12 protein-coding genes are annotated in these 14439 nt (G+C 68.9%); 6 read left to right on the top strand and 6 right to left on the bottom strand.

The window, feature by feature from the left end; translation table 11 throughout:
- Positions 1–138: 138 nt before the first annotated feature.
- The 6 genes from G8A07_RS09250 to G8A07_RS09275 form a co-directional block, all read right to left on the bottom strand.
- Positions 139–2244 carry a methyl-accepting chemotaxis protein gene (locus G8A07_RS09250; RefSeq protein WP_195796726.1) on the bottom strand — a complete coding sequence of 702 codons (2106 nt, stop codon included), beginning with the start codon at positions 2242–2244 and terminating at the stop codon, positions 139–141.
- A 75-nt stretch (positions 2245–2319) separates the two neighbouring features.
- The gene (locus G8A07_RS09255; protein ID WP_195796727.1) at positions 2320–2856 is read right to left on the bottom strand and encodes a chemotaxis protein CheW; all 537 of its coding nucleotides are present in this window, start codon (positions 2854–2856) and stop codon (positions 2320–2322) included.
- A 53-nt stretch (positions 2857–2909) separates the two neighbouring features.
- Positions 2910–4718, bottom strand: coding sequence for a methyl-accepting chemotaxis protein (locus G8A07_RS09260; protein WP_195796728.1), 1809 nt, complete (start codon positions 4716–4718; stop codon positions 2910–2912).
- A 23-nt stretch (positions 4719–4741) separates the two neighbouring features.
- Entirely contained in the window at positions 4742–6859 is a 2118-nt protein-coding gene (locus G8A07_RS09265) for a chemotaxis protein CheA (protein ID WP_195797685.1), read from the bottom strand.
- 28 nt (positions 6860–6887) lie between these two features.
- Positions 6888–7250 (bottom strand): response regulator, encoded by a 363-nt coding sequence (locus G8A07_RS09270; protein ID WP_195796729.1) that lies wholly within the window; start codon positions 7248–7250, stop codon positions 6888–6890.
- A 49-nt stretch (positions 7251–7299) separates the two neighbouring features.
- Positions 7300–7755: a hypothetical protein gene (locus G8A07_RS09275; protein WP_195796730.1), complete on the bottom strand. Its 456-nt coding sequence runs from the start codon at positions 7753–7755 to the stop codon at positions 7300–7302.
- 293 nt (positions 7756–8048) lie between these two features.
- Here G8A07_RS09275 and G8A07_RS09280 point away from each other — a divergent pair, with 293 nt between their 5' ends.
- The 6 genes from G8A07_RS09280 (at position 8049) to G8A07_RS09305 (ending at position 14436) form a co-directional block, all read left to right on the top strand.
- The gene (locus tag G8A07_RS09280) at positions 8049–9188 is read left to right on the top strand and encodes a histidine kinase (RefSeq protein ID WP_195796731.1); all 1140 of its coding nucleotides are present in this window, start codon (positions 8049–8051) and stop codon (positions 9186–9188) included.
- Positions 9185–9826 (top strand): response regulator transcription factor, encoded by a 642-nt coding sequence (locus tag G8A07_RS09285; RefSeq protein WP_195796732.1) that lies wholly within the window; start codon positions 9185–9187, stop codon positions 9824–9826. Before G8A07_RS09280 ends, G8A07_RS09285 begins: the two co-directional genes overlap by 4 nt.
- A gap of 152 nt (positions 9827–9978) precedes the next feature.
- Complete coding sequence (locus G8A07_RS09290) at positions 9979–11199, top strand: efflux RND transporter periplasmic adaptor subunit (RefSeq protein ID WP_213086258.1); 1221 nt, start codon at positions 9979–9981, stop codon at positions 11197–11199.
- 42 nt (positions 11200–11241) lie between these two features.
- A complete protein-coding gene (locus G8A07_RS09295) occupies positions 11242–11931 on the top strand; it encodes an ABC transporter ATP-binding protein (protein WP_195796734.1) in 690 nt (229 codons plus the stop codon).
- A 13-nt stretch (positions 11932–11944) separates the two neighbouring features.
- On the top strand, positions 11945–13114 hold the full coding sequence (locus G8A07_RS09300) for an ABC transporter permease (RefSeq protein WP_195796735.1): 1170 nt from the start codon (positions 11945–11947) through the stop codon (positions 13112–13114).
- Positions 13115–13116: 2 nt separating this feature from the next.
- Complete coding sequence (locus tag G8A07_RS09305; protein ID WP_195796736.1) at positions 13117–14436, top strand: FtsX-like permease family protein; 1320 nt, start codon at positions 13117–13119, stop codon at positions 14434–14436.
- Positions 14437–14439 lie beyond the last annotated feature (3 nt).

A 14439-nucleotide genomic window follows, 5' to 3' on the forward strand; every position in this document is an offset into this window, starting at 1 on the left:
CTCGTCTCGTCCGGCGCCGCGGCTGCGGCGCTCCTTGTTGATCGGGCCGCATCCGGCCCTTGTCCTGGGCCGCGCCGGCCGGGTGGTCCCGGCTCTGGTGGCGTCGGCCGCTGTTGTCAGCTTGAAATCACTCGTTCGTCAGAAGGTCTCCCAGGCTCCGTCGTCCTGCGCGGGCGGCGGCGGTGCTGCTGCTGGCGCCTTGCGGGCGACCGGCGGGCTGTTCTTGGCGGCGGGCGGCCGCGCGGCGGCCGGTGCGGGTTTGGACGCGGGTGTCGGGGCTTTGGCCAGCGGCGCGGCGGCGCGCGGGGCCGGCGCCGCGTTCTGGCCGGCGGCCAGGCGGAACACCGCCACCGCCTCGACCAGGCGCTGGGCCTGGTCGCGCAGGCTCTCGGCCGCGGCGGCGGATTCCTCCACCAGCGCGGCGTTCTGCTGCGTCATCTGGTCCAGCTGCAGCACCGACTGGTTGACCTGGCCGATGCCGTCGCTCTGCTCGGCGGCGGCGGCGGTGATCTCGCCGATGATGTCCGAGACCCGCTGCACGCTGGAGACGATCTCGTCCATCGAGCTGCCGGCCTCCTGCACCAGGCGCGAGCCGGTCTCGACCTTGTCGACACTGGCACCGATCAGGGTCTTGATCTCCTTGGCCGCCTCGGCGCTGCGCTGCGCCAGGCTGCGCACCTCGGAGGCCACGACCGCGAAGCCGCGGCCCTGCTCGCCGGCGCGCGCGGCTTCCACCGCGGCATTCAGCGCCAGGATGTTGGTTTGGAAGGCGATGCCGTCGATCACGCCGATGATGTCGTTGATCTTCTTCGAGCTGGTGTTGATCTCGTCCATCGTCGCGACCACCTGGCCGACCACGGTGCCGCCCTTGGCGGCGGCGCTGGAGGCGCTGGAGACCAGCTGGTTGGCGGTGCGGGCCGAGTCGGCGGTCTGCTTGACCGTGCTGGTCAGCTGTTCCATCGAGGAGGCGGCGATCTGCAGGTTGGACGCGGTCTGCTCGGTGCGCTGGCTCAGGTCCTGGTTGCCGGTGGCGATCTCGGTGCTGGCGGTGCCGATCGAATCGACCGAGTGGCGCACGGTGCCGATCATGTCGGCCAGCCGGGTGCGCATCGCCTCGGCATCGCGGGTCAGGGCGCCGATCTCGTCGTTGCGGCTGCTGTGCATCGCGGTGCTGAGGTCGCCCTGGGCGATGGCGCGCACGCCATCGCTCAAGGTGGCCAGCGGTTTCGCGACCCAGTTGCGCAGCAGCCAGGCCAGGCCGAAGCCGAGCGCGACGGTGGCGCCGCCCAGCAGCAGCCAGAAGGGCACCAGGGTGGCCCAATGCGAGGCCATCGCCTCGCCGCGCGAGACCTGGGCCACGACCCAATGGCCGGTCTTGGGGTTCTTGCGCACCACCGCGAAGTTGTCGCCGCGGCCATTGCCCAGCAGGTCGGGCGCGCTGCCGAGGTAGCCGTCCTCGCCGAGCTCGGCCAGCTGCTTGGCGAACTCCGGCGAGACCTCGCTGAGCAGCTTGCCCTTGGCGCTGGGATGGGCGGCGAAACGGGCCTGGCTCAGGTCCTTGCCGACATTGAGCAGGTAGATGCCGCCGCTGTCGAAGAACTTGGACTCGGCCGCCATCTTGCCGATCGCGCCCTCGAAGGCGTCGAGGTCGAAGCCGATGAAGAGCAGGCCGACCAGCTTGCCGGCATCGTTCTTGATCGGCTCGTAATAGGTCATGTAGGCGCGGCCGAACAGCACCGCGCGGCCCGCGTAGGACTGGCCGGCGGAGACCGAGGCGTAGGCCGGATGCTGCTTGCCCAGCAGGGTGCCCATCGCGCGCTCGCCCTTGTCGTTCTTCAGCGAGGTGGTGATGCGCAGGAAGTCGTCGCCCTTGGCGGCGAACACCGTGGCCACGCCGCCGGTGGTGCCGGCGAACTTGTCCACCTGGGTGAAGTTGTCGTTCAGCTTGGGGCCCCAGTCGCGCAGCTCGCCGCTCGTCTCGTCCAGGGTGAAGGACGGGCCGAACTCCTGGCGGAAGCTGCCGAAGCTGCGCTGCACCAGGGTGCGCGAGGTGTCGTCCATCGCGTTCATCGCGTCGACGAGGGCTTGCGTTTTGTCGCCGACCCAGCTGAGCACACGTTCATGCGCGACGCGGGTCAGCAGCACGCTGACGGCGCCGCTGATGAACAGCAGCGCGAGGGAGAGGGAGAGCACGCCGATCAGGGAGACACGGCGGGCGATCGATTGTGCGTTACCTGTTGCCATCGTGCGATCTGTGGATTTTTTGGCAAATGGGTAAAAAAAAGCCCGCCGGACCAGGGCGGGCTTCGGGGAGGTCTGTCAGCCGATCACGGAATCCATCAGGCCCATGTCGGCGCTGCTCATCAGGCCTTCGATGTCCATCAGGATCAGCATGCGTTCGCCGACGGCACCGATGCCGGTGATGAAGCTGGTGTCCACCGCGCTGGCGTTCAGCTCCGGTGCGGGACGGATCACGTCGCGGTTCAGCTCCAGCACGTCGGACACCGAGTCGACCACCGCGCCGACGACGCGGTTGCGCACGTTCAGCACGATCACGACGGTGAAGCCGTTGTACTCGGCGCTGGGGCAGCCCAGCTTCAGGCGCAGGTCTACGATCGGCACGATCACGCCGCGCAGGTTGACGACGCCCTTGATGAACTCGGGCGCGTTGGCGATGCGGGTGGGCGGCTCGTAGGAACGGATCTCCTGCACCTTCAGGATGTCGATGCCGTATTCCTCGCTGCCGAGACGGAAGGTCAGGTACTCGCCGCTGGCAGGCCCTTGGCTCTGCACGGCCAATGCGCCGGCGCTGGGGTCACGGCGCACCAACTGGGTCGCTTCGCTGATGGTTTCCATGGCTTACCTCGTTCTTGGGGTGGAACTATGTGATCGATCGGTTGGGGTGGACCTCAGAAGGTCTCCCAGTCGCCGTCGTTGGCGGTACTGGCCAGCACGGGCGATGGTTTCGCGAGGGCGGGCGGGCTGACCGGCTTGGCGGCCGGCTTCGTGGTGAGGCCCGCGGACTTGCTGGCGACCGGGCGGGGGGCGGCGGTCGTGGACTTCTTGGCCGCGGCGGCGGAGGCCGAGGCGGCGAGCGCGGCCGGCCGCGGGGCCGGAGCCGCGGCCACCGCGGGCAGGGTGTCGCCGCGATGGCTGCTGATGCGGAACTTGTCGACCGCCAGGGCCAGGCGCTCGGCCTGGTCCTTCAGGCTTTCGGCGGCGGCGGCGGATTCCTCCACCAGCGCGGCGTTCTGCTGGGTCATCTGGTCGAGCTGGGTGACCGACTGGTTGACCTGGCCGATGCCGTCGCTCTGCTCGCTGGCGGCAGCGGTGATCTCGCCGATGATGTCGGTCACGCGCTGCACGCTGGCGACGATGTCGGTCATCGAGGTGCCGGCCTCCTGCACCAGACGGGCGCCGGTCTCGACACGCTCGACGCTGGCGCCGATCAGGGTCTTGATCTCGCGCGCGGCCTCGGCCGAGCGCTGGGCCAGCGAGCGCACCTCGCCGGCCACCACCGCGAAGCCGCGGCCCTGCTCGCCGGCGCGCGCGGCCTCGACCGCCGCGTTCAGCGCCAGGATGTTGGTCTGGAAGGCGATGCCGTCGATGGTGCCGATGATGTCGCTGATCTTCTTCGAGCTGGTGTTGATCTCGTCCATGGTCGAGACCACCTGGCTGACCACCTCACCGCCCTTGGCCGCGGCCGAGAAGGCGCTGGAGGCCAGCTGGTTGGCGGTGCGGGCCGAGTCGGCGGTCTGCTTGACCGTACCGGTCAGCTGCACCATCGAGGAGGCGGTCTGCTGCAGATTGCCAGCGGTCTGCTCGGTGCGGCTGGACAGGTCCTGGTTGCCGGTGGCGATCTCGACCGAGGCGGTGCGGATGCTGTCGGCCGAGGTGCGCAGCTGGCCGACCAGGCTCTGCAGCGAGCTCTGCATGTTCTGCAGCGAGCGCATCAGGTGCGAGGCCTCGTCCTGGCCTTCGACCACCTTGGCCGGCAGGGTCAGGTCGCCCTTGGCGATGGCCTCGGCCAGCACCTCGGCATCGGCCAGCGGGGCGCAGATGCTGTGCATGTTCAGCAGGGTCAGCGGCACCACGACGGCCGCGGCCAGCACCAGCACGACGATGAAGGCGCTCAGCACGCGGCCCTGGGTGGCCTCTGCACGCTGCTGCGCGGCGCCGCCCTCGGCTTCCAGCGCGGCGCGCAGCTCCTCGATCAGCTTCTCGGCGCCGGCGACATCGTCCTTGGCGCGCGTCAGCAGCTTGTCGGCCACCGCGGCGTTGTCATAGCCGCCGGCCTCCAGCTGGGCCAGCACCGGCTGGGCCTTGGCGGCATAGCCGTCCAGCAGGGCCAGGGCCTTGGTCATCAGGTTCTTGTCGCCCTCGCTCTCGCCACCGCGCATCTTCTTCGCGATGTCGGCGATGGTCTTGCGCGTGCCGTCCCACTTGGCATGCACTTCCTTGACCACCTCGGGCTTCTCGTAGTTGATGATCATGTCCTTCTCGAAGCGCCGCATCTCGCCCATGGCGTGCACCAGGCGGGTGACCTGGTTGGCTTCGACGACCGAACCTTCGGCGAACTGCTTGGTCTGGTCGCGCATCGAGTTCATGCCCAGCAGACCGACGCTGCCCACGGCCAGCAGCAGCGTCAGCACCATCGCGATCGCGCCGATCATGCGCGTGCGGATGCTGAAGCGGCGGAGCAAGGCGCTCATATTCATTGTGATTCCCTCTTCGTACTTCTTCAGTGACGCGAGCGGCGTACCAGGCTGCCCACGTCGAGGATCAGGGCGACGCGGCCGTCGCCCATGATGGTGGCGCCCGACACATCGGTCACCTTGCGGTAGTTGGCCTCCAGGTTCTTCACCACCACCTGCTGCTGGCCGAGCAATTCGTCCACCAGCATCGCGACGCGGCCGCCCTCGGCTTCCACCACCACCATGATGGAGCTGACATGCTCGAAATCGAAACGCGGAACATTGAAAACCTGCTCCAATTCCACGACCGGCATGTATTCGTCGCGCACCTCGACCACCCGGCCGGTGCCGGCGACGGTCTTGATGGTGCCGGCCTGGACCTGGAAGGACTCGACCACCGAGCTCAGCGGCAGGATGTAGACCTCCTCGCCGACGCCCACGCTCATGCCGTCCATGATGGCCAGGGTCAGTGGCAGACGCACCGAGACCTTCATGCCGTAGCCCTCGGCGGAGTCGATCTCCACCGTGCCGCCCAGCGAGGTGATGTTCTTCTTCACCACGTCCATGCCGACGCCGCGGCCCGACACGTCGGTCACCTGGTCGGCGGTGGAGAAGCCGGGCGCGAAGATCAGGCCCCAGACCTCCTGGTCGGTCATGCTGTCGGGCGCGTCGATACCTTTCTCGCGCGCCTTCTTGATCAGCTTCTCGCGGTTCAGGCCGCGGCCATCGTCGCGCACCTCGATCACGATCGAGCCGCCCTGGTGGCTGGCCACCAGGGTGATCGTGCCCTGCTCGGGCTTGCCGCGGGCGACGCGGTCGGCGGGCAGCTCGATGCCATGGTCGCAGCTGTTGCGCACCAGGTGGGTCAGCGGGTCGGTGATCTTCTCGACCAGGCCCTTGTCCAGCTCGGTGGCCTCGCCCTGGGTGACCAGCTCGACCTTCTTGCCCAGCTTGGCGGCCAGGTCGCGCAGCATGCGCGGGAAGCGGTTGAACACCACCGACATCGGGATCATGCGGATCGACATCACCGATTCCTGCAGGTCCCGCGTGTTGCGCTCCAGATCGGCCAGGCCGGAGGCCAGCTGCTGATACAGGCCCGGATCCAGGTTGCGGCTGTTTTGCGCCAGCATCGCCTGGGTGATCACGAGTTCGCCGACCAGGTTGATCAGCTGATCGACCTTCTCGACCGAGACGCGCAGGGTGGACTGGTCCATGCCGGCGGCGGCCGGCTTGGCATCGGCCTTGGCGGCGACCGGCTTGGCGGCCGTGGTCGCGACCGCGCCGGGCTTCGGCGCCTCGGCGGCCTGGGCCTTCAGCTCGGTGCTGGTGGCGCTCGGGATGCCGGGGGCGTCGTCGAAGAAGCCGTAGCCGGGATCCTTGTCCTCGGGCTCGGCCGGCGGCGCGCCGGGCGCGCCCTCGTGGAAGCCGAAGCCCGGGCCCAGCGGCAGCAGCTTGACCTGCTCGCGCGCGACGTGGAAGGTGAACAGGTCCAGCAGATCGTTGTCGGTGCTGCTGGTCAGCACCTTGAAGCGGCGCATGCCGTCGGCCGATTGGCCGGCGTCCAGCGGCTCGATGGTGCCGAGGTCGGTGATTTCCTTGAACAGCTCGACCAGGTTGTCGGCCAGGCTCAGGTCGGTCAGCGGGCCGACCTGCAGCTCCAGCAGGCGCGCGCCGGTCTTCAGCACGGGGGCCGGTGCGGCCGGGGCCGGCTTGGGCGCGGCCGGCGCGGCGGCCACGACTTCCTTGCCCTCGACCAGGCCGCGGATGCTGTTCAGCAGGTCGCTGGTGTCGATGGGATCGGCGCCCGAGCCCTGGTGGCGGCCCAACTGGGCGCGCAGCGCGTCGCCGGACTGCAGCAGCACGTCCACCATCGCCGAGGTCGGCTGCAGCTCGTGGCGGCGCAGCTTGTCCAGCAGCGTCTCCATCTGGTGCGTCAGCTCGGCCACGTCGGAGAAGCCGAAGGTGGCGGCGCCGCCCTTGATCGAGTGGGCGCAGCGGAAGATCGCGTTCAGCTCCTCGTCGTCGGCGGCCTCGACATTCACGTTCAGCAGCAGCTGCTCCATGTTGTCGAGGTTCTCGTTCGCCTCCTCGAAGAAGACTTGGTAAAACTGGCTCAGGTCGATGCCGGCACTGAGGCTGGCGCCTTCGGAGGTCATTTCTCCCATCATTTCACTCCTCGTTGCGGCGCGGGACTTAGCGGATCACTTTGCCGATGACCTCGATCAGCTTGGCCGGATCGAAGGGTTTGACCAGCCAGCCGGTGGCGCCTGCGGCACGGCCTGCCTGCTTCATCTGATCGCTGGACTCGGTGGTCAGGATCAGGATCGGGGTGGTCTTGAATTTGGGGTTGTCGCGCAGCTTCTTGGTCAGGCTGATGCCGTCCATGCGCGGCATGTTCTGATCCGTCAGCACCAGGTCGAAATCGCGTGTGCCGGCCTTCTCCCAGGCGTCCTGCCCGTCCACGGCCTCCACCACATTGAACCCGGCGTTCTTGAGGGTGAAGGAGACCATCTGGCGCATCGAGGCCGAATCGTCCACAGCAAGAATTGAATGCATCGCTCTCTCTCCGGATAACAAGCTGATATCGGTTGATCTTGAGTTTTCTTTAGAACAGTTCGATGGACCCTGCGTCCATCTCGTCCTGCGTCACGGGATTGGGTCGCAGCGGCGCGATCTCGACGACGGCCTCGCCGTCCTCGTCGTCGCCGAAGGTGTCGCGCGCCAGCTGGTCCGAGCAGTTGCGCAGGCGCTGGCTGGTATGGGCGATCAGCTGCGTGGCCATGTCCTGGAACTGCAGCGCGGTGATCGCCCCGGCGATGTTCTCCATCACCGCGTGCAGGATGGTGCTGTCGCCGCCGCTTTCGGCGGCCTGGCGCAGCAGGGTCTGGATCTGCGTCGAGGCGCTGTAGAAATGGGCCGAGAGCGCCTCGCCGGCATCGTCCAGCAGGCGCTGCAGACGCTCCAGGTCGTTGGTCACCGTCATCAGGTGATCCTGCAGCTCGGCGGCGGCCAGCAGGGGGAGCATGCCCGGCTCGGCAGGGGAGGTGGGGTCTTCGTTCATTGCGATCGTCGCTCCATGCTTTTTTATGTCCTCACCTGGCGCGCATGGCGCGGGCCGGCCTGTCGGCCGGGACATAACCATGCGTGGGTGGAATCTTCGGCATTTCTTGCAAGCATGTCGACTGGACAAACGGCCCGAAGCAGGCCTTTTTCTCGGGTATTTGGCGGCGCGGACCCGAATCCAGCGCATTCATAAGGGGTTAACCCCTCATTGTGGGGTTTCCCGCCCGACCGGCAATCCGTGGCGGACGGGGTGCCGTGAGTTGTTGCACATTCTTGGCATACTCCGGCCCCATGACGATTTCAAGCGCTGATCGCCGATTGCGCGTATTGCATGTCGAGGATTCGGAACTCGACCACCAGCTGATACTGGCCCAATTGCGGCGCGCCGGCCTGGAGCTCGAGGTCGAGCGGGTCGATACCCTGGCCGAGGTGGCGCGCGCGCTGACCGAACCCTGGGACGCCATCATTTCCGACTACAACCTGCCGGGGTTTTCCGGGCTGGTGGTGCTGGACATGCTGAAGGACAGCCGGCGGGTGATTCCCTTCGTGCTGGTCTCCGGCGAGATCGGCGAGGACACCGCGGTGGCGGCGATGCGCACCGGCGCCTCCGACTATCTGCTGAAGAACAACCTGGCGCGGCTGGCGCCGGCGCTGCTGCATGCGATCGAGGCCAGCGAGACCCAGCGCGCGCGCGCGGAGGCGGATCGCGAGCTGCTGAAGTCCAAGCAGCGCCTGCATGAGCTGGCCGGCCATCTGCAGACCAGCGTCGAGATGGAGCGGGCGGCGATCGCGCGCGAGATCCACGACGATGTCGGCGGTTCCTTGACCGCGATCAAGTTCGACCTGGCCTGGATCGCCCGCCATGCGCAGGACGATGCGGTGCGCCAGCGCGTGCAGTCGGCGCTGGAGACGGTCAGCCAGGCGATCGAGGCCAGCCAGCGCATCATGCACAACCTGCGCCCGGCCATCCTGGAGCAGGGCCTGGTGGCCGCGGTGCAATGGATGAGCATGCGCTTCGAGCGCCGCACCGGCATCGCCACCAGCATGCGCACCAGCCATGAGCAGATCCAGCTGCCGCCCGGCGTGCCGCTGGTCGCGTACCGCACTGCGCAGGAGGCGCTTACCAATGTTTCCAAGCACGCGAATGCCAGCAAGGTTGATATCGAACTGAGCGTGGACTCGGGCGTGCTGACCCTGGAGGTCAGCGACAATGGCGGCGGGCTGTCGCCGGGCGATCTGGCCAAGGCGCGCTCCTTCGGCATCCGCGGCCTGCACGAGCGGGCCGCCACCGTGGGCGGATGGGTGGACCTGTCCAGCAGCAGCCGCGGCACCAGCCTGATCCTGTCGGTCCCGCTGGAGGCCGGCGGCGCGCCCGACGACGGTGAGGACGGACCCGCGACCCATGATCCTTCTGCCTGGGGCAGTGCATGATTAAAGTGATTCTCTGCGACGACCACGCGCTGATACGGCGTGGCATCCGCGACACGCTGTCGGATGCGCCCGACATCGAGGTGATCGGCGAGGCCGGCGACTATGGCGAGCTGCGCAGCCTGATGCGCCAGCCGGGCAAGGACTGCGACGTGCTGGTGCTGGACATCAACATGCCCGGCCGCAGCGGCCTGGACGTGCTGCATGTGCTGAAGGACGAGGGCGCGGCCACCAAGGTGCTGATCGTCTCGATGTACCCGGAGGACCAGTACGCGATCCGCGCGCTGAAGGCGGGCGCCTTCGGCTATGTCAACAAGGGCGGCGACCCGCAGCTGCTGGTCACCGCGGTGCGCACGGTGGCCCAGGGCCGCAAATATGTGACGCCCGAGATCGCGCAGATGCTGGTCGAGAGCCTGACCGCGCCGGCCACCGAGCAGGCGCACCAGAAGCTCTCGGACCGTGAGCTGCAGACCCTGGTGATGATCGCCTCCGGCAAGCGTCTGTCCGACATCGCCGAGGAACTGACCCTGAGCCCCAAGACCGTCAGCGTCTATCGCGCCCGCGTGCTGGAGAAGCTGAGCCTGTCCAACAATTCCGAGCTGACGGTCTACGCCATCCGCAACGGCCTGGTGGAGAGCTGACCCCCGCTATCCGTCCCCCGCTGCCTGCCACTCACGATCGCCAGCCGCCGTTCATCGCACGGTGGCTGGCGTGAAACCGGGCGCCGCCCACAATGCGGCCCCGCGTCACCCACCATAGTGAAAGAGAGAGGTCTGTCATCGACACCGCCCTGTTGAAAGAGTTGCGTATCGACGGCCAGCAGCGCGAGGACCATGGCGGCATGCCGCGCTGGGTCTGGGGCCTGCTGGCGAGCCTGCTCGCCCTGTCCCTGCTGGCCGGCGCCGGCTGGTGGTGGTGGCAGCGCAGCGCCACGCCCGAGGTGCAGGTGGCCGCGGCCCAGGCGCGCGGCAGCGGCGGCGCCAGCGCCGCGGTGCTGCAGGCCACCGGTTATGTGACGGCGCGGCGCTCCGCCACCGTCTCGACCCAGATCACCGGCACCCTGACCGAGGTGCTGTTCGAGGAGGGCGACCGCATCGCCAAGGGCCAGGTGCTGGCGCGCCTGGAGGACAAGGCGCTGCGCGCGGCGCTGGGCACCGCCCAGGCCAGCGCCAAGAGTGCCCAGGCCCAGGTCGTCGCGGCCCAGGCCCAGCTGGCCCAGGCCCAGTCCGACCTGCGGCGCCAGGACGAGCTGGCCGCCAGCGGCATGAGCCCGCGCCAGCTGCAGGAGCAGGCCCGCACCGCGGTCAGCAGCCTGGCCGCCCAGCTGGAGGCGCGCCGCCGCGAGGCCGAGGCCGCGCAGTCCCAGGTGGCCCAGGCGCAAGTGAACTTCGACTACACGGTGGTGCGCGCGCCCTTTGCCGGCGTGGTCACGGCCAAGGCGGCCCAGGTCGGCGAGATCGTCTCGCCGCTGTCGGCCGGTGGCGGTTTCACCCGTACCGGCGTCGGCACCATCGTCGACATGGACTCGCTGGAGGTCGGCGTCGACGTCAACGAGGCCTATATCGGCCAGGTCCGCGCCGAGATGCCGGCCGAGGCCGTGCTGGATGCCTACCCGGACTGGAAGATCCCGGCCCATGTGATCGCGGTCGTGCCCTCGGCCGATCGCGGCAAGGCCACGGTCAAGGTGCGGGTCGCGCTGCAGCAGAAGGACGGCCGTGTCGTGCCCGACATGGGCGTGCGCGTGTCCTTCCTGTCCGGCAAGCCGGACGCGAGCCAGGCCGCGGCCCCGGCGCCCGGCGTGCTGGTACCGAAGGCGGCGCTGGCCCAGCGCGGCGGCGCCAGCGTGGTGTTCGTGCTGGACGGCGAGCGCGTGGCCCAGCGCGAGATCAGGACCGGCACGCCGCTGGGCGAGCAGGCCGTGATCCTGGAGGGCGTGAAGGCCGGCGAGAAGCTGGTGCTCGCGCCGCCCGAATCCTTGCGCGACGGCGCCGCGGTGCGCCTCGCCACCCCCTGATCCCGAACCGCATCCCAAAGTCCGACTTCCGGAGGAGACGACATGAGCCAGCTGATCCAGATCCGCGACCTCTCCAAGGTCTACACGCGCGGCAAGCAGAAGGTGGAGGTGCTGCACCACATCGACCTGGACGTCGCCGCCGGCGACTTCCTGGCGCTGATGGGCCCCTCCGGTTCGGGCAAGACCACCCTGCTGAACCTGATCGGCGGGCTGGACCTGCCCAGCGGCGGCAGCATCACGATCGACGGCCAGCGCATCGACCAGCTCGGCGCCTCCGAGCTGGCCAAGTGGCGCGCCGCCAAGGTCGGCTTCGTGTTCCAGTTCTACAACCTGATGCCGATGCTGTCGGCGCAGCGCAATGTCGAGCTGCCGCTGCTGCTGACCAAGCTCTCGGCCGCCGAGCGCAAGAAGCGCGCCGCGATCGCGCTGCAGCTGGTCGGCCTGGCGGACCGCGCCAGCCACAAGCCCACCGAGCTCTCGGGTGGCCAGCAGCAGCGCGTCTCGATCGCCCGCGCCATCGTCTCCGACCCGACCCTGCTGGTCTGCGACGAACCCACCGGCGACCTGGACCGCCAGTCGGCCGAGGATGTGCTGGCCCTGCTGCAGGCGCTGAACCGCGAGCATGGCAAGACCATCGTGATGGTCACCCACGACCCCAAGGCCGCCGAGCGCGCGCGCCAGACCCTGCACCTGGACAAGGGCAGCCTGGTCGAGCAGCTGGTCAGCGCCTGAGCGGGAGGCCGGCATGAAATACCTGCATCTGATCTGGGCGGCGCTGTTCCGGCGCAAGGGGCGCACCCTGCTGACCCTGGTGTCCATCATCACCGCCTTCCTGCTGTTCGGCCTGCTGGACGCGGTGCGCACCTCCTTCGACCAGGCCGGCCAGAGCGCCAACGGCGCCTCGCGGCTGCAGACCGGCTCGCGCCTGTCCTTCATCCAGACCCTGCCGATGGCGCTGACGAACCGCATCGCGCAGGTGGACGGCGTCAAGTCGGTCACCTATGCGAACTGGTTCGGTGGCGCCTACCAGGACCCGCACAACCAGGTCTTCAGCTTCGCGGTCGCGCCCAACTACCTGGACATCTATCCGGAGATGGAGGTCAGCGCCCAGGCCCGCCAGGCCTTCGCCGCCACCCGCATCGGCGCGCTGGTCGGCGAGGGCCTGGCCAAGCGCTTCAACTGGAAGGTCGGCGACAAGGTGCCGCTGCAGTCCACCATCTTCCCGGACCGCAGCGGCAGCAAGAACTGGCAGTTCGAGATCGTCGGCCTGATCCATGCGAAGGACAAGAAGTCCGGCGGCTTCTACGACCAGATGTTCCTGCTGAACTGGAAGTACTTCGACGACACCACGCCCTACAACCAAGGCCAGGTCGGCTGGTACGTGACCCGCGTCACCGACGCCAACCAGGCGGACCGCGTGGCCAAGGCGATCGATGCGCTGTCGGGCAACTCCGACCATGAGACCCGCACCCAGACCGAGCAGGCGGCGATGGCCTCCTGGATGAAGCAGGTGGCGGACATCGGCCTGATCGTCGGCTCCATCATGGGCGCGGTGTTCTTCACCCTGCTGCTGCTGACCGGCAACACGATGATGCAGGCGGTGCGCGAGCGCACCGGCGAGATCGCGGTGCTGAAGACCATCGGCTTCTCCGGCCGCAGCGTGCTGGCGATGGTGCTGGCCGAATCGGTGCTGCTCTTGGTGCTGGGCGGCGTGATCGGCCTGGGCCTGGCCAGCGTGATCGGGCCGGCCGTCGGTGCCGGCAGCGGTGGGGCGCTGAACCTGCCCGCCGCGGGCCTGGCCAGCTGGGCCAGCGGCCTGGGGCTGATGCTGCTGTTCGGCCTGATCGTCGGCGCGCTGCCGGCGCTGAACGCGATGCGGCTCAACATCACCGATGCCTTGGCCGGGAGGGCCTGAGCATGAAGAACGCACTGAAGAAGATCGGCCTGTTCCTGTTCCTGGTCCTCGTGCTGGTGGCCTGGGTGATGCTGCCCTGGGTCGGCGCGCTGGCGCTGGCTGCGCTGCTGGCGCTGTGGCTGCTGCTGAGCCGGCGCGGCGGGCAGGCCCGCTCGGTGGCCGGCGTCGGCATCAGCACCCTGCCGCAGCGGCTGGGGTCCTCGGCGGTGATCGTGGTCGGCATCGCCGGCGTGGTCGGCGTGCTGGTGGCGCTGCTGGCGATGGCCGAGGGCTATGCCGAGACCCTGCGCAAGTCCGGCAGCGAGGACACCGCGATCGTGCTGCGCGGCGCCTCGGCGGCCGAGGTGGCCTCGGTGATGAGCCGCGAGGACATCACCCAGATCGCCCAGGCCGTGGGCGTGGCCCGCAATGCCAAGGGCGAGCCGCTGGCCTCGGCCGAGACCGTGGTGGCCGCGAACCTGCCGATCCGGGGCACGACCACGGACGAGGAGGGCAGCGTGCAGGTGCGCGGCGTCGGCGACGAGGCCTTCGCGGTGCGGCCGCAGGTCAAGATCGTCGAGGGCCGCCGCTTCCAGCCGGGCCTGCGCGAGCTGATCGTCGGCAAGGGCGCGGCGCGGCAGTTCGCCGGCCTGGTGCCGGGTCAGGAGATCCGCCTGGGCAGCCAGAAATGGGTGGTGGCCGGCGTGTTCAGCTCCGGCGACGCGATGGAGTCCGAGATCTGGGGCGACGCCGCGGTGGTGGCCGAAACCTACCGGCGCGGCAGCAGCCGCAACTCGGTCACGGTGCGCCTCACCGACGCCAAGGCCTTCGAGGGCTTCAAGGCCGCGCTGGCCGCGAACCCGCAGCTGAAGGTGGACGTCAGCACCACCCTGGCCTTCTTCGCCAAGCAGTCCGAGAGCGTGACCAAGGTGCTGCGCATCATCGGCATCGTGGTCGGCGCGATCATGGCGATCGGCGCGGTGTTCGGCGCGCTCAACACCATGTTCGCGGCGGTCGCGACCCGCGCCCGCGAGATCGCCACCCTGCGCGCGATCGGTTTCACCGGGCTGCCGGTGGTGGTGGCGGTGATGCTGGAGACCATGCTGCTGGCGCTGCTGGGCGGCCTGATCGGTGCGGCGGCGGCCTATCTGCTGTTCAACGGCCATGCCGCCTCGACGATGGCCGCGGGCTCGGTCGGCAAGCTCAGCTTCGAGCTGCGCGTCTCGGCCGGGCTGCTCTGGGAGGGCCAGAAATGGGCCCTGGCGATCGGCTTCATCGGCGGCCTGTTCCCGGCGGTGCGCGCCGCCAGCCAGCCGGTCACGACGGCGCTGCGCGAACTTTGAGTC

Source organism: Roseateles sp. DAIF2, from assembly GCF_015624425.1.
GTDB lineage: Bacteria > Pseudomonadota > Gammaproteobacteria > Burkholderiales > Burkholderiaceae_C > Kinneretia.

What these genes read in the sequence shown, in the direction of transcription:
- G8A07_RS09250 (WP_195796726.1), bottom strand. Translation starts at nt 2,244, where the DNA reads ATGGCAACAGGTAACGCACAATCGATCGCCCGCCGTGTCTCCCTGATC.
- G8A07_RS09255 (WP_195796727.1), bottom strand. Translation starts at nt 2,856, where the DNA reads ATGGAAACCATCAGCGAAGCGACCCAGTTGGTGCGCCGTGACCCCAGC.
- G8A07_RS09260 (WP_195796728.1), bottom strand. Translation starts at nt 4,718, where the DNA reads ATGAATATGAGCGCCTTGCTCCGCCGCTTCAGCATCCGCACGCGCATG.
- G8A07_RS09265 (WP_195797685.1), bottom strand. Translation starts at nt 6,859, where the DNA reads ATGGGAGAAATGACCTCCGAAGGCGCCAGCCTCAGTGCCGGCATCGAC.
- G8A07_RS09270 (WP_195796729.1), bottom strand. Translation starts at nt 7,250, where the DNA reads ATGCATTCAATTCTTGCTGTGGACGATTCGGCCTCGATGCGCCAGATG.
- G8A07_RS09275 (WP_195796730.1), bottom strand. Translation starts at nt 7,755, where the DNA reads ATGAACGAAGACCCCACCTCCCCTGCCGAGCCGGGCATGCTCCCCCTG.
- G8A07_RS09280 (WP_195796731.1), top strand. Translation starts at nt 8,049, where the DNA reads ATGACGATTTCAAGCGCTGATCGCCGATTGCGCGTATTGCATGTCGAG.
- G8A07_RS09285 (WP_195796732.1), top strand. Translation starts at nt 9,185, where the DNA reads ATGATTAAAGTGATTCTCTGCGACGACCACGCGCTGATACGGCGTGGC.
- G8A07_RS09295 (WP_195796734.1), top strand. Translation starts at nt 11,242, where the DNA reads ATGAGCCAGCTGATCCAGATCCGCGACCTCTCCAAGGTCTACACGCGC.
- G8A07_RS09300 (WP_195796735.1), top strand. Translation starts at nt 11,945, where the DNA reads ATGAAATACCTGCATCTGATCTGGGCGGCGCTGTTCCGGCGCAAGGGG.
- G8A07_RS09305 (WP_195796736.1), top strand. Translation starts at nt 13,117, where the DNA reads ATGAAGAACGCACTGAAGAAGATCGGCCTGTTCCTGTTCCTGGTCCTC.